We start from the raw sequence: 16,546 nt of genomic DNA, 5'->3' as shown, positions 1-16,546 counted from the left end.
GAGACAACACCCATGAATAAATACCCTTTGGCTGCAGCAATTGCCCTTGGCCTGGCGCTGACCGGCTGTAACGAACAGGGACAGAAGCAGGAAAAAGAAGTTGCCCTGGACACTCAGGAGAAGAAGGTCAGCTACATCATTGCCGAAGACATGGCTAAGCGCCTAAAGGCTCAAGATGTGCAGCTGGATCCCAAAGTGGTTGCGATGGCACTGAACGACGTTGCCAGTGGCCGCGAGGATCGCTTGTCCGATGAAGAAAAGCAGCAGACTATTGCCGCTTTCCAGGAGCAGATGCAGAAGAAACAGCAGGAAATGCTGGCTCAGCAGGAGAAAGAATTTAAAGAGAGCGCCGACAAAAATATGCAGGAAGGCAAGACTTTCCTCGAAGAGAACGCGAAGAAAGATGGTGTAGTCACCACTGATTCTGGCCTGCAGTATAAAGTGATTAAAGAGGGTAGCGGCAGCAAGCCAAGCGCTACCAGCACCGTTGAAGTTGATTACAAGGGCACCCTGATTAACGGTGAGGAGTTCGACAGCTCTTACGCGCGCGGTGAGCCGGTTCAGTTTCCGGTAAACGGGGTAATCAAGGGCTGGACAGAAGCTCTGCAACTGATGAAAGAAGGCTCCAAATGGGAACTTTATATCCCCTCTGAGCTTGCTTACGGTCCCGGTGGTGCAGGCGGTAAAATTGGCCCCAATGCCACTCTGATTTTTGAAGTGGAACTGCACAAAGCAAATGTTGCTGGTGATGAGGGTTCCGAGAAAAAAGAAGAAAAGAAAGAAGAAGCTCCATCTGAATAATCTGACTTTTCGAACTTTACTGAAAAAGGGCGCCTATAGGCGCCCTTTTTTTGTGCTTGAGTTTATTTCACTTGGCTACCTGGTTTTATTTAAAGATTAAATGCATTCGCAGATATATTCCGGCTAACTGGTCGTCAGCCGGCGAGTGAAGGCGAGCAGAAAATAGGAGTCCCTGGGCAAAGAAAAATTGCATGCAACAAGAGGCGGCTGTGCTAGGCGATCCGATTTTTGTGAGCGGTGTGTAACAGGGCGATCATTCTATCTTCGGAGCTAAAGCGGGTTTCAAGCGCCTCTCCCAGTTCGGACAGATCCGGTGCCAGGCTGGAAAGGTCGTCCGTCTCCAGATATTTATCGTTGAAATCAACGGCGATATCTGTAGTTCTATCGATATCATCGTAGAGTTCACAGGCTTTTTGCAGACCTTGTTTATCATCGAAGGCCTGCCCCTCACGCATCAGTTGTTCATAGACCTCAAAATGACCGGCCGACACATAGTCCACCAGCAGCTGGCACAGCTGACGGACACGGTCTTCGGTTTCGGGGTCATCCTCACTGAATTCCTTTTTTTCGGAGAGGTGGTAGAAACTCACTAATAGGTTTTGTCGTGACTGAAGCCAGCGGTCAATAATTTCGCTGACACCACCCCAGCGCTCCCGCGCCGACTTGCAATTTTCCAGCATCGCCAAGATGTCCTTTTGTTACTGTTACTGTTGCTGCAGTGGCAGCTTATTAGCTTTTTGCTGATCTCGAAGGCCCTTAGGAAGATAGGAGATTCCCCCGCCGGCAGCAAGGAGTCAGGCGCAAAGTACGTCAGAATGCTGTGACGGCTGTGTGAATTTCACTGCTCGCGTCGGCAGGTGACTCAGGGGGCGATAATTAGCGGTAACAATAGCGCGCTCAAGGCGCCACAGAGTCCCATAGCGAGGGCGGCACAGGCGCCACACAGCGCGCTGATTTCCAGTGCACGCGCCGTGCCCACGGCGTGGGCATTGATACCCAGCACCACGCCGAGAATCCGCTCGTCGCGAATACCTAGGCGGCGCACCAGCGGTGGTCCGGCCAGGGCTCCTACCACGCCGGTGAGCACCACGATTGCTGCGGTCAGGCTTAAGCTCGCGTGAACTTTTTCGGCAATTGCAAGTGCGATGGGTGTGGTAATGGATTTTCCGCTAAGGGCGAGTAGTACAGACTTCCCCACTCCGAGTAAAAGTGCGATCCCCACAGCAATTGCTGGGGCCAACAGGGCTCCGACGGTGATGGTTACCAGCAGGGGCCAGCCAGCGCGGCGAATCACTGTCAGGTTTTGTTTCAGCGGTACGGCCAGCGCGACTACGGCCGGACCCAGTAAGGCGTAGAGTAGATCGCTGGCATCCTGGTAGTCGCGGTAGGGAATATCCAGGCTATAGAGGGCTGCGAAAACTAGCAGACTTGCGGTGATTATCGGGTGTAACAGTACCGTACCCGTGCGTCGGTACAGCAGTACCCCAAACCAGAAGGCACCGCAGCTCAATGGTAGGGCAAACAGCGGGCTGTGTAGTAACTCACTGCTCATTGTTGTGCACTATATCGGTTTTTCTGAGTAGGCGGCGCAGCAACAGAGTGCACAGCGTAAGGCTGATCAGGGTGCCAAAAAGAATCGCGGCGAGCAGGCCCAGCCAATCGGATAAGGAGAGATCGCGCAGAAAGAAGACCCCAGTGGCGGCGGGTAAAAATAGCAGCGGCAGTAAAAAGAGCAGCTGTGCACTGACTTTTGCCAGGCCGCGGGGCACGCTGCCGTAGACCATTAGGCCCACCAGTAGCAACAACATCCCCACTACAGCACCCGGCACCGGTAGGGCGAGCGCCTTTCCGATCAGGCTACCGAGCCGTTCGCAGCCAAACAGGATTGCGATACCGAGCACCCAATGGGCTAGCTCGCGTGGGGATGGTGCTGTCATTGGCAAAGGGCGGCTCCGCTGAGCCGCGGTTTAGTGTCCGGTTGATTCAGGCTTTGCGAAATGCCTGCCAGCCGCCAAATAGGATCAGTCCGGCAAAACCGATAGCGGACCAGCCGGGGATACTGAGGCCCATCATGGTCCACTGGACTTCGGCGCAGTTGCCGTCGCCAGTGAGCAGTGCCTTAAGTACATCGGCCATAGGAAAGACCTCCATCATGTAGCTGACACTGGGTCCGCAGGCGGGCACCTGGCCCTCCGGCAGGCTCTGCAGCCACAGCTGGCGCCCGGCAAAATAGAGGCCGCCCAGAGCCCAAATGGAAACCAGCAACCCATAAACGCGCCGGCCGATCGTTGCAGGATTGTGCAGGAAGGCTATGAGAGAGACCAGTCCAATGCCAAGTAACATCACCCTCTGGGTAATACATAGCTTGCAGGGCTCCAGGCCCCGAGCGTACTCCAGATAAAAGGCGGAGCCGAGCAAAAAGACGACAATTAGAAATACCAACAGAAAGGTAATGCGCGGGTTGGGTAAGGTCATGGTTTATCGGATCCTGAATAGTGCTGCCGAAAGCGCTGGGCTTCGAGATTCAAGTCGGTTAGTAGTTTATTGAAATTGTTTTCCAGTTTTGCCCGCCCGCTACTGAGCTCAGGCAGTATTTCCTGCAGCGCAACCGGTTGGCGCAGGCGCTGACCTACCCGCTCCAGGGTAAGGCCGATGATGCGTTCCTCGCGGTAACTCTGCAGTAATTTAATTTGCTCGGCACGGGCCATAAATGCTCGTGCCTGCGGCGGAATATACCGGCTGTGGCTGCGAAAGTCTCTCCAGCACTGGTCGCAAAATTCTTCCAGGCTCTGTGGATGCCACTCTTGCCAATGCTGTGCCAACAGATGGTCGAACCAGATATCCAGTGCGATACCGGCATAGCGGCGCCAGCTGGGGTCCAACTGCGCCAGGGCTTCACGATAATAGGCATTGCTATCTGTGCTGGCATCAATGCGGCGGTGCAGTTTGATACCGGCCTCAATGGCCTCCGGTCGCTCGCCTTTGAGTGGACCCTTCACAAAATCTCCGAGTAGCCCACCCAGGCGCCAGCGGGTGTCGGGACCAGAAAGCAGCAGGTGGGCGAGATAGTTCATGCGCTCAATCCCTATGGGGCGGATATCCGGACCCTGCGCCGGTGCTCTGTGTTGCCAGGGCTAGCCCTGGCAACACATATATTGCGCGTAGTAGTGGCTGAGGAATTCCTCGAAGGAGCCCTTGTCTTCCGCTTCCACGCGCTTTTGTCTGAGCAGGGACTCCTCGGCTTCACGAGAGAAATCCCGCACCGACTCGCTGTCGAGAGGGCGCTCGAGAAAGTAGCGGCGATGTTGCTCGGCTTTGTGCATAGCCCAATGGTAGAAGTTCAGGTTTTGCTCCTGCATTTCCGCCAGGATCTGCTGGGCTGGGGTGGGTATCTCCCCTTTGACCTTGGCGCGCTGAACTCCTACGGCACTGCGGTACTGGTCGCCGCCCCAAGCGCTGTCGAGCAACTCGGCTACAGTATCCACCTCCCCGAGTAGCTGGGAAGCCCACTCACTGAGCTGCCGCTCGCTTCCGTTGCAGCGCAGCTTGAGGCCGGGCTCGTGGCCGCGATAGACGATACGCTGTTGGTTCTCCTGAGTCGAACGGTAATCGACCTCATCGGTCTCGGGGCTCTCTGTCAGCAGGCAGTGCAACAGGAAGCTGTCGATAAAGCGCATTTGTTGCGCATCGATGCCCAGCGGCATAAACGGATTTAGGTCTAGGCAGCGCACCTCGATATATTCGACCCCGCGATTATCCAGTGCCGCCAGGGCGGTCTCACCGCGTTTGGCGGGATTTTTTGGCCTGATCGGTGAATAGAATTCATTTTCGATTTGCAGCACGCCGGCGGAAAGCTGCTGATACTGTCCATCGCTATCCTTGACTCCGAGCTCGTTGTAGGGGCCATAGGGCCGGCTAATCGCTGAACAGAGCGTGGACAGGTAGCTACGCAAGTTGTTGTAGCAAACCACCAGAGACTGCTGCACTTCGCTGTTGTAGCCCAGGTCGCCCATGCGCAGGGAGGTGGCGAAGGGAGCGTGTAGGGTGTGACCGTCGCCGTTAAAAGCTTCGAGCTTATGCTGGCGTCCTTCGACAAAAGAGGAACACACCGCAGGTGCGGCTCCAAACAGGTAGATCAGCAGCCAGTAGTTGCGGCGGAAATTACGGATCAGGTCGAAGTAGCGGCGGGTCTTGAATTCGCACAGGGCTTCACTGCTGCCCTCGAACTCGTGCAGCCACAGCCAGAATTCATCCGGTAGAGAAAAGTTGTAGTGGATACCGGCGATGGTCTGCATGGCGCGGCCGTAGCGCAGTCCGAGTCCCAGCCGATAAATGGTCTTCATAGTGCCGCTGTGGGAATCTCCGTAGCGGGCCACCGGGATATCGCTATCGGCGCCGATAACACAGGGCATGCTGTTGACCCACAGGCGTTCGTCTCCGATCTGGCTGTAGGTAAAGCGATGAATGCGGTCGAGAATCCGAAGGGCTTCCTCCGGGGTAGCCACCGGAGGGGTAATAAATTCCAGCAGCGCCTCAGAAAAATCGGTGGTGATGCTCTCGTGGGTCAGCGCGGAGCCCAGTGTCTGCGCGTGTGGCGTTTGCGCCAGGGTGCCGTCGTGGGCGACCCGCAGACTCTCTTTTTCCAGGCCGCGACGTATGCCCTTGAGCAGTTGCACGGGTTTGGCCTGGGATAGGGCAGCCAGGTGGGGAATAGGCACTCGAATCTCCTTGGTACTACCGGAACTCTTTCTTGTTGTCGCCGTTGGGGCTACTTGTGCCGGTGCTAAAAGAATCTCCGCTCAGGCGGCAGACTCCGATTCCGATTTGTGCTCGCCGGGTTGTGCGGGCGTCTCATCCGGGGTTTGTGCTGGCGCGACCTCAGGAGCCTGTTCCGGGGCCACTTCCGGCTCTGGCTGTGGTTCCAGCTCGGTGGGCTCTGCAGCCGGGATCTCCTCTGGTACACCGGGCTCGATCTCCGGATCCTCGGGCGCCGAAGATAACTCAGCCAGGGCTTCTTCTGGTATCAGTGGCTGGGCCTTGGGGTTCAGCGCACACTGCAGCAATTCGATACGCAAGCCGACATCACGGGTATTGGCCTCGAACATCTGGTTGATGGCGACATCTTTATGCTCGCTGCGAAACAGTTTGTTGGGCTCGCGGCCATCAAGCCATTCGCCGCTTTTGCTCAGGAACTGCTGGTGCTGGTTTGTCAGCACATACACGTGACTCATTGTGTTGGGCAACTTTGATGCTGTGACAGAAAGGCAGTTTAGCGACGGGTGCTTTATGGCTCAAGAAGTCTGTGGGGGTGAAAGCGGCAAACGCCCGCCCCGGGAGGATAAGGCGGGCTGCTAGGGACGAATTAACCGGCCCTAGAGTGTTTGCAGCGGGTAGTTTTCAGGGTAAGGCAGGCGGGCACAGCCGCTGTCTACCGCTGCGCGCGCTACTGCGGCGGCAACCTCCGGAAGCAGGCGTGGATCCGTGGGTTTGGGCAAGATATAACTTGGGCCAAAGCTCAGTTCTACCCCGCCGTAGCCCTCGCGTACCGAGTCCGGCACCGGTAAATGGGCGATCTTACGGATGGCTTCAATTGCGGCCAGCTTCATCTCTTCATTGATACGCGCCGCACGCACATCCAGCGCGCCACGAAATATGAAGGGAAAGCAGAGTACATTGTTGACCTGGTTGGGGTAATCCGAGCGCCCGGTAGCCATGATCAGGTCGTCGCGTACGCTGTGGGCCAGCTCTGGTTTGATCTCCGGATTTGGATTTGAGCAGGCGAATACCACTGGCTTCGGCGCCATGCGCTGCAGCTGTTCGGCGGAGAGCAGGTCTGGGCCCGATACTCCGAGGAATACATCGGCACCGGTGATAGCGTCATCGAGGGTGCGCATATCGGTATCCCGCGCCCACTCACCTTTATAAGCATTGATATCGGTGCGGCCGGAGTGAATTACCCCACGGCTGTCGAGCATAGTGATTTGATCTTTGCGCGCGCCGGCGGCCAGCAGCAGTTTGCAGCAAGCGGTGGCGGCGGCACCAGCTCCAAGGCACACCATGCGCACGTCGCTGATTTTCTTACCCTGGATCTCCAGGGCATTCAGCATGCCGGCAACGGTCACAATTGCAGTGCCGTGCTGGTCGTCGTGGAATACGGGTACTGGGCAGCGCTCAATCAGTGCCTCTTCAATATGGAAGCACTCCGGCGCTTTAATATCTTCGAGATTGATGCCGCCGAAGGTATTGGCGATGGCGGCAACTGTCTGAATAAACTGCTCCGGGCTGTTGACGTCCACTTCGATATCCACCGAGTTGATATCGGCGAAGCGCTTGAACAGTAGTGACTTGCCCTCCATCACCGGCTTGGAGGCCAATGGGCCCAGGTTACCGAGGCCGAGGATGGCGCTGCCGTTGGAAATGACCGCCACCAGGTTGCCTTTGCCGGTATAGCGATAGGCGGCTTCTGGGTCCTTGGCAATTTCACGCACAGGTTCCGCCACACCGGGACTATAGGCCAGCGACAGGTCCTCCTGAGTTTCAGCGGGGGTGGTCAGCTCGACTGAAAGTTTGCCGGGGCTGGGGAGTGCGTGGTAATCGAGCGCTGCCTGGCGCAATGAATCCGTCATTTGGGGGCTGTTCTCTCGAAAACGGGGGGCGACACTTCAGGCGTCATCCCGGTTACTGCGGGTTCCAGAGAATAACCGAGGGGTGCTTGCGGTCACAAGCTCACAGAGGCAATGAAACAGTTACTTATTACTATTTTGCCCTTAACATCTGGCCAAATTCAGGATGATCAGCCGTCTAATATTCAATTTGAAGGATAAATTTACTGCTAATAACGAATATATTAAGCGATACAAATCGATTTCGCCCCAGCGCTCTGGATCTGTGCAGAGCGCTGAATTTGCAGCACAAAAAAGGGCGCCGTGGAAAATTCCAGGGCGCCCTTTCTGAAGTACCAAAGTACCTCTTTATTCGGATTACTTGCCGATGCGGCTGCCGAAACGCTTCTTGAAGCGGTCCACGCGTCCACCGGTAGTAGCCTGCTTCTGCTTGCCGGTGTAGAAGGGGTGGCACTGGGAGCAGACGTCGATCTGCAGGTCTTTGCCCAGGGTGGAGCGGGTCTTAACAACATTGCCGCAGGAGCAAGTAGCGGTGATGTCGGTGTAGTTAGGATGGATATCTGCTTTCATGATTGCCTCTTTCCGAAACCGCCACTCGATCTGTTGCCGGGCACGGCATCGTCGTTGGAGCAGGAACCGGATTGGTTCCAGGCTGATTAAAAAGTCGGCGCATACTATCAGATTAGCGCCGGGGTTCAAGCCCAAATACAAGGCCGGGCAATGGTGTTATTCCGCGGCGGCGATAAGTTGCTGCAGAGCCTGCAGGTGCTTGATCAGCGCCTCTCGCCCGCTCTCAGTGAGGTGATACCAGGTGACGGGTTTACGCTCTACAAAGTCTTTGCGCAGAGTAATATAGCCCTGCTCTTCCAAGCGGCGCAGCTGCGCGCCGAGGTTGCCATCGGTCACCTGCAACTGCTCCTTGAAGAGAGAGAAACTGATTTCCTCGTATTTCGCTAGCATCACACAAATCGCGAGGCGTACCCGGTGTTCGAGGACCGGGTCCAAGTCCGCAAGGGCTTTCATTGCGCCGCTCCATTAGTTTGCCTGGCCCGCTGTACCAGGCCGGTCCAAACAAGTCCACAGCCGATCGCCAGGCCGCTCAGTACCCAGGCGTAGGGCGGTGTCAGCAAAATGATCAGCAGGTAACTGGCCAGCATCAATATACCGCTATAGAGCAGTGGGCGGATCAGGTGGATACCGGCGAGGCTATAGGAGAGTCCGGCTAGAAGCAGAAATTGCTCCGGGCCAGCAGCGTTGGGCTTGGCGATCATTGTGGCCAATATCAACAGGAAACCGATCCCAGTTACCAGCCAGTGCCAACCATACTTGCGACCAAAGGTACTGTTATTGATGCCAGTGCGGCGTGCTGTTCGCTCGCCCAGCCACCAGCTGAACAGTCCGCCGGCGGTACTCGCCACCAGGAAGTAATACACGGTGAGTTGCGGGGCCAGGTCCGCCAAAGCGAATCCGATAAAAATTAGTAGTCCCCACAAGAAATAGAGTGATGGGATGCCGTTCTCCATTTGGTTGCTGCGCACGGCATCGCTGACAAAATCCAGGCTGTCTTTGAGTTTTTCCATATCGGTCATGGCTGTCTTCCTTGCTAACTTAGAGAACTCTAAATGTTAGAGTGAGTTTATAGAGTACTCTGAATTTTAGAGTTTGCAAGTATAATTTGCAGTCTCTGTACCTTGTCGTAACAGCCAGTACACTAGCGCCTTTTACCGAGGTTATTGGGGGCGGGGTGCAGCAGACGGTACCAAAGACAGTGCAACAGGGAGTTATCCTGCGGTTGGCGGTGCCAGTGCCACTGCGGCGTCTCTTCGATTATCTGCCCCCGGAGGGCATCAATCCCGCTGAATTGAAACCCGGCCAGCGCTTGTGGGTACCCTTTGCTGGGCGCAAATTGGTAGCCGTGTTGGTGGAGATAGTGCCGGAGTCGCCGCAGGCACAGCTGAAACCGGCGCAGGAACTGATCGATAGCAAAGCCCTGTTCGACAGTGGCGCGCGCAAACTTCTCAACTGGATCGCCGACTATTACCAGGCCCCGGTTGGAGAGGTTTACGCCGCCGCCCTGCCCGCCGCGTTGCGCAAGGGCAAGCCTGCTGATCATTGGGCTGAGCAGTGGTTGCAACTCACTACCGACGGCAAGGGGCTACCGGAATCTGCACTGGCGCGGGCGCCCAAGCAGCAGGCCCTGTTGCAACAATTACTGCGCGCCGGTCAGCAGAGCCGCACCTACCTGAAAACCCAGGGGCATACTCCGGCGGTGATTCGCGCCTTGCAGGAGCGCCAACTGGTGGAGTGGGTCTCGGGTCCTACGGTGCCGCTGCCGATGCCGGCTGCGGAGGCCACTCCGCCACCGCAGCTTAATAGTGAGCAGCAGCAGGTACTCGAAGCGGTGGATTGCAGTTGCTTTTCCGCCACCTTGTTAGAAGGCACCACTGGCAGTGGCAAGACCGAGGTCTACCTGCGGTTAATGGAGCGGGTTCTGGCCGAAGGGCGCCAGGCCTTGTTGTTGGTGCCGGAAATCGGTCTCACTCCGCAGACTTTGCGGCGTATCGCCGCGCGCTTTCCCGAGCACAGTATCGCCGCCCTACACTCGGGGCTGGCCGAGGGCGAGCGCGCCCAATCGTGGCTCGCCGCCTCTGAGGGCCAAGCGGATATCGTTATTGGCACCCGCTCGGCAATTATGACGCCACTGCCGAGACTCGGTGTGGTGTTGGTAGATGAGGAACACGACGCTTCATTTAAGCAACAGGATGGCGTGCGCTATTCCGCCCGTGACCTGGCGGTGGTATTGGCGCGCAACAGTGATGTGCCGGTGCTGCTGGGTTCTGCAACGCCTTCCCTGGAAACCTTGCACAACGCCCTTAATGGTCGCTATCAACATTTGCGCATGCGCCAGCGCGCCGGCGATGCGCGCCCGCCGCAGATCCACGTGGTGCCGACTCTACGCGAGCCTCTGGAAGAGGGTTTTTCGCCTCAGGTTTTACGTCATATCGGCGAGACCCTGGCTCGCGGAGAGCAAGTGCTGGTGTTTATTAACCGGCGCGGCTTTGCACCGGCACTCAACTGTGATGATTGCGGCTGGATTGCCGACTGTCCGCATTGTTCCAGTAAACTCACCATGCACCGACGCCAGCGCCAGCTGCGTTGTCACCACTGCGATTATCGCCGCCCCCTGGTAGATACTTGTCCGCAGTGCCACAGCCGCTCAATCTCTGCCCTGGGAGGCGGCACCGAGCGCAGCGAAGAGTTACTGGCGCGGCGCTTTTCCGATTACCCGGTAATTCGCGTTGACCGGGATACCACCACTAGTAAGCAAGCTCTCGATCGCTTGCTGGCGCCGGCCCGCGATGGCGAACCCTGTCTGTTACTGGGCACTCAGATGCTGGCCAAGGGGCACCATCTACCGAGGGTGACCTTGGTGGTGATCCAGGATGCCGATGGTGGCTTGTTCAGTGCCGATTTTCGCGCGCCCGAACGCACAGGCCAGTTGCTGGAGCAGGTGGCGGGGCGCGCCGGGCGCGGCAGCTTGAGTGGCCGCGTATTGGTGCAGAGCCGCTTCCCGGAGCACCCGTTGCTGCAAATGTTGTTGGAAAAAGGCTACGGGACTTTTGCGCGCCAGCTGTTGCGCGATCGTGCGGTGGCACAGCTGCCCCCGACCCACGCTATGGCACTGGTGCGGGCTGAGTGTGAGGAGCCCGCCTGGGCCGAGGAATTTCTGCATAATGCACGCCTATTTATGCAATCCCTAGTACCGCCCTCACCTCAGTTGCAATATCTGGGTCCGGTGCCGGCGCTGCTTGAGCGCAAATCTGGTCGCTACCGTTTTTATGTTCAGGTGACCGCACAAAATCGCGCCCAGTTACAACCCCTGCTGGCCCGGGTATGTGCCTGGGCCGAGAGCAATAAGAATCGCCGCTTGCGCTGGGCGGTGGACATGGATGCGCAGGAATTGTCGTGAATTTTGCGAGAGAGCAATGCCCTTGTGTAAATTGGCGGTACAATTTGCCCGCTGAGTAGACTATCCAGGGAAGAATTCCACCATGAGCCGTCGCAACACGAAACGCCGCAGCAAAAGTGCCTCGGGCAAACCCGCATGGATGTGGTTTGTACTGGGCAATGCCGTGGGTGGCTTTGCGGTGTTCTTGCTGCTGCAGTTCGGTGTGGCCGGCAATGGCAAAGGTGCCGCTGGTGACAGAGCTCCGGCAACCAAACCGAAGGCGCAGGCGCCGTCCGAACCGCGCTTTGATTTCTATACCATGCTCAAGGAAAACGAAGTTTCGGTACCGCCACCCAAGGTGGCCAAGCCAGCCATTCGTGGGGAGTCTTCCTCCAATAAACAAGGGGCTGCTGATAAGGTCAAAGCGCAGGTTTATATCTTGCAGGCCGCCTCCTTCCGCGAGGCGGCGGAAGCCGAGCGCCTGCGCGCCCAGCTCACCCTGGCCAATCTGGATGTCAAAGTGGAGTCTGCCAGTGATAGCCGCGGCACCTGGCATCGGGTCTTGGTTGGCCCCTTCGACAACCGCTCGCGCATGGCCAAAGCCCGCCAGGTTCTGGCAGAACATCGCCTGATGCCGCTGGTATTGAAGCGACCTGCAAATTAAATCAACCGCTGGATTCCTTGTCTGGCGCCGCCAGTTTGCCCAGCAGACTTTTTATTACCGGTCTGATCAGTGGCGGTAATCCCAGTGAAATTATCCAGGCCAGTAACCAGGCCCGGCCCCATATCGGCAGAAATCCTTCGCTAAATCCCTGGTGGGAGTAGGTAATCGCCCCAGAGATTACTCCCGACATCACGCAGGTCATAACCAGAGTGAAAAGCGGCTTGAAGTAGCGGGAGGGAAGCAGAGCCAAGAGGCGAATCCGCAATGGATGACGGGTTCTCAGTATAGCAATTGGCCCTTCTCTTATTGAAATCGGTGCGTCCCGTCCTCACTTATCTAATCTGACTAATTTTCCCGGCGTGTAAGGCAACAGGCCTTGCACAGCCACAGTACACGCGTAATCCGAGAGGTCTCCATTGGAACAGTATCGCGGAACCACCATTTTATCCTGTCGCCGCAACGGCAAAGTTGTGATTGGCGGCGACGGCCAGGTGTCTCTGGGCAACACCATTATGAAAGGCAATGCCCGCAAGGTGCGCCGACTTTACAAAGATAAGGTTATCGCCGGTTTTGCCGGTGGCACCGCCGATGCCTTCACCCTGTTTGAGCGTTTTGAAGCCAAGCTGGAAGCCCACGGTGGCCAGCTGACCCGCGCTGCGGTGGAGCTGGCCAAAGACTGGCGCACAGACCGCGCACTGCGTCGCCTGGAAGCTCTATTAGCGGTGGCAGATGACAGCGCTAGTTTGATTGTGACCGGCAACGGCGATGTGATTCAGCCGGAAGATGACCTGATTGCTATCGGTTCCGGCGGCCCCTTTGCCCAGTCGGCGGCGCGCGCGCTGCTCGACAATACCGATATGGATGCGCGCTCCATCGTTGAGCAGGGCTTGAAAATTGCCGGTGATATCTGCGTCTACACCAACCACAACAACACTATCGAAGAATTGACTTACTGACCGGGCGCTCTCAGAAAAAGCGCCTGAGTCCAGCGGGCTGCAACCTGGCCCGCACAACCGTTTTGCAGGAATTTGTATGTCCCAGATGACCCCCCGTGAAATCGTCCATGAACTCGATCGCCACATTGTTGGCCAGCAGGATGCCAAACGCGCGGTAGCGATTGCGCTGCGCAACCGCTGGCGCCGTATGCAGGTGAGCGAGGATCTTCGCGCCGAAATTACCCCGAAGAATATTCTGATGATCGGCCCCACCGGTGTGGGTAAAACCGAAATCGCGCGCCGTCTGGCAAAGCTTGCCAATGCGCCTTTCATTAAGGTCGAAGCGACTAAGTTCACCGAAGTGGGCTATGTGGGTCGCGATGTAGAATCTATCGTGCGTGATCTTGTCGAGATGGCAGTGAAGCAGGAGCGCGAACTGGCTATGGCTGGCGTGCAACAGCGCGCTATGGATGCGGCCGAGGAACGCATTCTCGACGCCCTGCTGCCACCTGCGCGTTCGGCTGAGCCCAACGACAAGGATTCCAGCACCCGCCAGCTGTTCCGCAAGAAGCTGCGCGAGGGCGACTTGGATAGTAAGGAAGTGGAAATTGATATGGCCGCCGCGCCTATGGGTGTGGAGATTATGGCCCCTCCGGGTATGGAGGAAATGACCAACCAGCTGCAGGGCATGTTCTCGAATATGTCCCAGGGCAAGACCCGCAAGCGCAAGCTGCCAGTCAAGCAGGCGTTGAAACAGCTTACCGATGAGGAAGCCGCCAAGCTGGTGAACGATGAAGATATCAAAACCCGTGCGATTCGCGCTGCCGAACAAAACGGTATCGTTTTTATCGACGAAATCGACAAGGTGGCCAAGCGTCAGGAGAGCGGCGGTGCCGATGTCTCCCGTGAAGGGGTGCAGCGCGACCTGTTGCCACTGATCGAAGGCAGCACCGTCAACACCAAGTACGGCATGATCAAGACAGACCATATTCTGTTTATCGCCTCCGGTGCCTTCCACCTGTCCAAGCCCTCGGACCTGATTCCCGAGCTGCAGGGGCGTATGCCGATTCGCGTGGAGCTGAGCTCGCTGACTTCCGCTGACTTTGAGCGTATTCTCACCGAACCCTCCGCGTCTCTGACCGAACAGCAGAAGGCTTTGCTGGCGACAGAGGGTCTGGAACTGCAATTCACCGAAGACGGCATTCGCCGTATCGCTGAAGTGGCTTACGAAGTGAATGAACGCACAGAGAATATCGGCGCACGCCGTTTGCACACGGTGCTGGAGCGCCTGCTGGAGGAGGTTTCCTTCGATGCCGGCGACGGCGACAAGTCTCTCAAAGTGGATGCGACTTATGTGGACAGCCACCTGGGTGAGCTGAGCCAAAACGAGGACCTTTCGCGTTTTATCCTGTAAATGAAACCGCAAAAAATACGATTAAATCGCGCAGAGAAAACTCTGCAGCTGCTGTTTGCCGATGGCGAGTTCAGCCTACCGGCAGAGTATCTGCGTGTCTATTCCCCCAGCGCTGAAGTGCGCGGCCACGGCAATAGCCCCGCACTGCTGGTGGATGGAAAAATCCATGTGGGTATCGACAGGGTCGAAGCCGCCGGTCGTTACGGTCTGAAAATCGATTTTGATGACGGCCACGACACCGGCATTTACACCTGGGAATACCTGCGTGAACTGGCCGAAAAGCACACGGCCAACTGGGAGGCCTACCTGGAGCGCTTACGCGCGGCGGGCAAGGGGCGCGACCCGGATGAAAGTGTGGTGAAATTTATTGGTTAGTTGCCAAGTGCGCCCTTCAGTGGCGCACTTTCCTTCCCTCCCAAAGTATTAAAAAAGTGAGGAAAAACAATAATTTCCCGCATTATTTCGCAATACTGTAACAATTATGTGGCTGTCTTTTTGCAGTTGTAACAAGCGTACAAATCTTTATGACAAAGAAAACGAGATGTTAATCGGCGCGTAATTCTTTTGTCATGTTTCCGGACTCTAATGCTCGCCAAATTCACGAGTTCCGGAGGCCCACCGTGGCAAAAAAACTTGCCCGCGCACTCAGCGCCTTTTGTTTGATTCCTCTCGCTTCCGCGGTTTCCGCCGCGAGCCTGCCCGATTACCAAACTAAGAGTGAATGGTTTACTGAGGCGTCCGACCGCCTGGAAGAACGCGTTTCTCTTACCCGTGAAGCCAAAACTGCCAAAAACGTCATCCTATTTGTTGGCGATGGCATGGGGATTTCCACCCTGACCGCAGCCCGTATCTTCGAGGGCCAGCGTCGCGGTGAACCCGGTGAAGAGAACAGTCTTTCTTTTGAGGATTTCCCTCACAGTGCCCTGATCAAAACCTACAACACTAACCAGCAGACCCCCGACTCCGCCGGCACCATGACCGCGATGATGACCGGGGTGAAAACTCGCGCTGGTATGATCAATGTGGATGGCAAGGGCCTGGTGGCTGACTGTGCTACGAGTAAGGAGCTGGGTTTGAACAGCTTCCTCGAGATGATGGAAAGCCGCGGCAAGGCTACCGGCATTGTCTCTACCGCACGCCTCACCCACGCTACTCCGGCAGCCACTTATGCCCACAGCGCCAGCCGCAAATGGGAACACGCAGCCGATGAGGGCTGTACCGATATCGCCACACAAATGGTGGAAATGAACATCGGCGATGGCATGGAAGTCATGCTCGGTGGTGGCCGCAACTACTTTACACCGGTGGCCGAGGGTGGCTTGCGTGAGGACGAGCGCAACCTAACGGGTGAATGGCTGCTGCGCTATGACGGTGAGCAGAATGCGGTTTACGTCGAAAATGGTTTCGAACTGTCGGCAGTGGACATCGCTAAAACAGATAAGCTGCTGGGGCTCTTTACCGAAGATCACATGAGCTACGATGCCGACCGCATCGCCAAGAACAGCGAAGAGCCCAGTATCGTCGAGATGACCACCACCGCTATCGATATGCTGCAAAAAGATGAAGACGGCTTCTTCCTGATGGTGGAATCCGGCCGAGTCGATCACGCTCACCATTCCGGCAATGCCTATAACGCGCTGAATGAAGCGATCGAGTTATCTGACGCGGTCAAGGCAGCGCTACAAAAAGTGAATCTGGAAGAAACTCTGATCCTGGTGACTGCTGACCACAGCCACGTAATGAATATGGCGGGCTATCCCACCAGGGGTAATCCTATCCTGGGTAAGGTGATCGGCAACGATGACAGTGGCGCGCCGAATGAGGCCGTCTCTCTGGCCGAGGACAATAAGCCTTACACCACCTTGACCTACACCAATGGTCGTGGCTTTGCCGATTTGGGTACTGAAACTGATGCAGACAAGCGCGATGACTACGATATCGCCGCCGGTCGCCATGATTTGACGCATGTGGATACCGAGATGCCTGGCTTCCACCAGGAATCCCTGGTTGCTCTGGGGGGCGAAAGCCACGGCGGTGAGGATATTAGTCTGCACGCGATCGGCGCCGGTGCCGAAAAAGTGCAGGGACATCTGGAACAGAACGCGGTTTTCCACATAATGACTGCCGCGGCCGATCTGTCGCTGTCAGAAGAATAATTGG

General features: G+C 56.7%; 19 protein-coding genes. 7 read left to right on the top strand and 12 right to left on the bottom strand.

What is annotated here, in order from left to right; genetic code table 11:
* Positions 1-12 precede the first annotated feature (12 nt).
* Positions 13-801 (top strand): FKBP-type peptidyl-prolyl cis-trans isomerase, encoded by a 789-nt coding sequence (gene bamJ, locus ACJJIJ_RS17580; protein WP_252083858.1) that lies wholly within the window; start codon positions 13-15, stop codon positions 799-801.
* Positions 802-1,013: 212 nt separating this feature from the next.
* On the opposite strand, the gene rsd is transcribed toward bamJ, so the two are convergent.
* The 11 genes from rsd to ACJJIJ_RS17525 form a co-directional block, all read right to left on the bottom strand.
* Positions 1,014-1,481, bottom strand: coding sequence for a sigma D regulator (gene rsd / locus ACJJIJ_RS17575; RefSeq protein ID WP_252083857.1), 468 nt, complete (start codon positions 1,479-1,481; stop codon positions 1,014-1,016).
* A gap of 182 nt (positions 1,482-1,663) precedes the next feature.
* On the bottom strand, positions 1,664-2,353 hold the full coding sequence (locus ACJJIJ_RS17570) for an LrgB family protein (RefSeq protein ID WP_444938027.1): 690 nt from the start codon (positions 2,351-2,353) through the stop codon (positions 1,664-1,666).
* The gene (locus tag ACJJIJ_RS17565; RefSeq protein ID WP_444889052.1) at positions 2,343-2,738 is read right to left on the bottom strand and encodes a CidA/LrgA family protein; all 396 of its coding nucleotides are present in this window, start codon (positions 2,736-2,738) and stop codon (positions 2,343-2,345) included. Before ACJJIJ_RS17565 ends, ACJJIJ_RS17570 begins: the two co-directional genes overlap by 11 nt.
* A 46-nt stretch (positions 2,739-2,784) precedes the next feature.
* On the bottom strand, positions 2,785-3,276 hold the full coding sequence (locus ACJJIJ_RS17560) for a disulfide bond formation protein B (RefSeq protein ID WP_252083854.1): 492 nt from the start codon (positions 3,274-3,276) through the stop codon (positions 2,785-2,787).
* The gene (locus ACJJIJ_RS17555; RefSeq protein ID WP_444938026.1) at positions 3,273-3,875 is read right to left on the bottom strand and encodes an acyl carrier protein phosphodiesterase; all 603 of its coding nucleotides are present in this window, start codon (positions 3,873-3,875) and stop codon (positions 3,273-3,275) included. Before ACJJIJ_RS17555 ends, ACJJIJ_RS17560 begins: the two co-directional genes overlap by 4 nt.
* A 60-nt stretch (positions 3,876-3,935) precedes the next feature.
* Complete coding sequence (gene gshA, locus ACJJIJ_RS17550; protein WP_252083852.1) at positions 3,936-5,519, bottom strand: glutamate--cysteine ligase; 1,584 nt, start codon at positions 5,517-5,519, stop codon at positions 3,936-3,938.
* Positions 5,520-5,600: 81 nt separating this feature from the next.
* Complete coding sequence (locus ACJJIJ_RS17545; RefSeq protein WP_444938025.1) at positions 5,601-6,032, bottom strand: hypothetical protein; 432 nt, start codon at positions 6,030-6,032, stop codon at positions 5,601-5,603.
* Between the two features lie 141 nt (positions 6,033-6,173).
* Positions 6,174-7,427, bottom strand: a complete 1,254-nt coding sequence (locus tag ACJJIJ_RS17540; protein ID WP_444887560.1) for a malic enzyme-like NAD(P)-binding protein — start codon at positions 7,425-7,427, stop codon at positions 6,174-6,176.
* A gap of 354 nt (positions 7,428-7,781) precedes the next feature.
* A complete protein-coding gene (rpmE, locus tag ACJJIJ_RS17535) occupies positions 7,782-7,994 on the bottom strand; it encodes a 50S ribosomal protein L31 (RefSeq protein ID WP_083922744.1) in 213 nt (70 codons plus the stop codon).
* 156 nt (positions 7,995-8,150) lie between these two features.
* Positions 8,151-8,447, bottom strand: coding sequence for a winged helix-turn-helix domain-containing protein (locus tag ACJJIJ_RS17530; protein ID WP_444938024.1), 297 nt, complete (start codon positions 8,445-8,447; stop codon positions 8,151-8,153).
* Positions 8,444-9,013, bottom strand: coding sequence for a hypothetical protein (locus ACJJIJ_RS17525; RefSeq protein ID WP_444887558.1), 570 nt, complete (start codon positions 9,011-9,013; stop codon positions 8,444-8,446). The genes ACJJIJ_RS17530 and ACJJIJ_RS17525 overlap by 4 nt, the downstream gene beginning before the upstream one ends.
* 155 nt (positions 9,014-9,168) lie before the next feature.
* On the opposite strand from ACJJIJ_RS17525, the gene ACJJIJ_RS17520 reads away from it, so the two are divergent.
* On the top strand, positions 9,169-11,394 hold the full coding sequence (locus ACJJIJ_RS17520; protein ID WP_444938023.1) for a primosomal protein N': 2,226 nt from the start codon (positions 9,169-9,171) through the stop codon (positions 11,392-11,394).
* Positions 11,395-11,476: 82 nt separating this feature from the next.
* Positions 11,477-12,037, top strand: coding sequence for an SPOR domain-containing protein (locus ACJJIJ_RS17515; RefSeq protein ID WP_444938022.1), 561 nt, complete (start codon positions 11,477-11,479; stop codon positions 12,035-12,037).
* A gap of 1 nt (position 12,038) precedes the next feature.
* Here the strand turns inward: ACJJIJ_RS17515 and ACJJIJ_RS17510 are convergent, their stop codons facing one another.
* Positions 12,039-12,287, bottom strand: coding sequence for a DUF2798 domain-containing protein (locus tag ACJJIJ_RS17510; RefSeq protein WP_444938021.1), 249 nt, complete (start codon positions 12,285-12,287; stop codon positions 12,039-12,041).
* Positions 12,288-12,453: 166 nt separating this feature from the next.
* Between ACJJIJ_RS17510 and hslV the strand changes: the two genes are divergently transcribed.
* From hslV to ACJJIJ_RS17490, 4 genes are all read left to right on the top strand, one after another.
* Positions 12,454-12,993: an ATP-dependent protease subunit HslV gene (hslV, locus tag ACJJIJ_RS17505; protein ID WP_252083840.1), complete on the top strand. Its 540-nt coding sequence runs from the start codon at positions 12,454-12,456 to the stop codon at positions 12,991-12,993.
* A gap of 76 nt (positions 12,994-13,069) precedes the next feature.
* Positions 13,070-14,386, top strand: coding sequence for an ATP-dependent protease ATPase subunit HslU (gene hslU / locus ACJJIJ_RS17500; protein ID WP_444883174.1), 1,317 nt, complete (start codon positions 13,070-13,072; stop codon positions 14,384-14,386).
* Positions 14,387-14,761, top strand: coding sequence for a gamma-butyrobetaine hydroxylase family protein (locus ACJJIJ_RS17495; protein ID WP_444938020.1), 375 nt, complete (start codon positions 14,387-14,389; stop codon positions 14,759-14,761).
* A gap of 245 nt (positions 14,762-15,006) precedes the next feature.
* Positions 15,007-16,542, top strand: coding sequence for an alkaline phosphatase (locus ACJJIJ_RS17490; RefSeq protein WP_444938019.1), 1,536 nt, complete (start codon positions 15,007-15,009; stop codon positions 16,540-16,542).
* Positions 16,543-16,546: the final 4 nt, after the last annotated feature.

The sequence above is a fragment of the Microbulbifer mixtoriginis (SeqCode) genome (assembly GCF_052467945.1).
The sequence above is the reverse complement of the archived record's forward strand: the minus strand, read 5'-3'. Positions and strand labels throughout refer to the sequence as shown.

Excerpts from the sequence above, each read along its gene's own strand:
- hslU (WP_444883174.1), top strand. The coding sequence starts at position 13,070 with ATGTCCCAGATGACCCCCCGTGAAATCGTCCATGAACTCGATCGCCAC.
- ACJJIJ_RS17525 (WP_444887558.1), bottom strand. The coding sequence starts at position 9,013 with ATGACCGATATGGAAAAACTCAAAGACAGCCTGGATTTTGTCAGCGAT.
- bamJ (WP_252083858.1), top strand. The coding sequence starts at position 13 with ATGAATAAATACCCTTTGGCTGCAGCAATTGCCCTTGGCCTGGCGCTG.
- rsd (WP_252083857.1), bottom strand. The coding sequence starts at position 1,481 with ATGCTGGAAAATTGCAAGTCGGCGCGGGAGCGCTGGGGTGGTGTCAGC.
- ACJJIJ_RS17545 (WP_444938025.1), bottom strand. The coding sequence starts at position 6,032 with ATGAGTCACGTGTATGTGCTGACAAACCAGCACCAGCAGTTCCTGAGC.
- ACJJIJ_RS17565 (WP_444889052.1), bottom strand. The coding sequence starts at position 2,738 with ATGACAGCACCATCCCCACGCGAGCTAGCCCATTGGGTGCTCGGTATC.
- ACJJIJ_RS17495 (WP_444938020.1), top strand. The coding sequence starts at position 14,387 with ATGAAACCGCAAAAAATACGATTAAATCGCGCAGAGAAAACTCTGCAG.
- ACJJIJ_RS17540 (WP_444887560.1), bottom strand. The coding sequence starts at position 7,427 with ATGACGGATTCATTGCGCCAGGCAGCGCTCGATTACCACGCACTCCCC.
- ACJJIJ_RS17555 (WP_444938026.1), bottom strand. The coding sequence starts at position 3,875 with ATGAACTATCTCGCCCACCTGCTGCTTTCTGGTCCCGACACCCGCTGG.
- ACJJIJ_RS17560 (WP_252083854.1), bottom strand. The coding sequence starts at position 3,276 with ATGACCTTACCCAACCCGCGCATTACCTTTCTGTTGGTATTTCTAATT.
- ACJJIJ_RS17530 (WP_444938024.1), bottom strand. The coding sequence starts at position 8,447 with ATGAAAGCCCTTGCGGACTTGGACCCGGTCCTCGAACACCGGGTACGC.
- ACJJIJ_RS17570 (WP_444938027.1), bottom strand. The coding sequence starts at position 2,353 with ATGAGCAGTGAGTTACTACACAGCCCGCTGTTTGCCCTACCATTGAGC.
- rpmE (WP_083922744.1), bottom strand. The coding sequence starts at position 7,994 with ATGAAAGCAGATATCCATCCTAACTACACCGACATCACCGCTACTTGC.
- ACJJIJ_RS17515 (WP_444938022.1), top strand. The coding sequence starts at position 11,477 with ATGAGCCGTCGCAACACGAAACGCCGCAGCAAAAGTGCCTCGGGCAAA.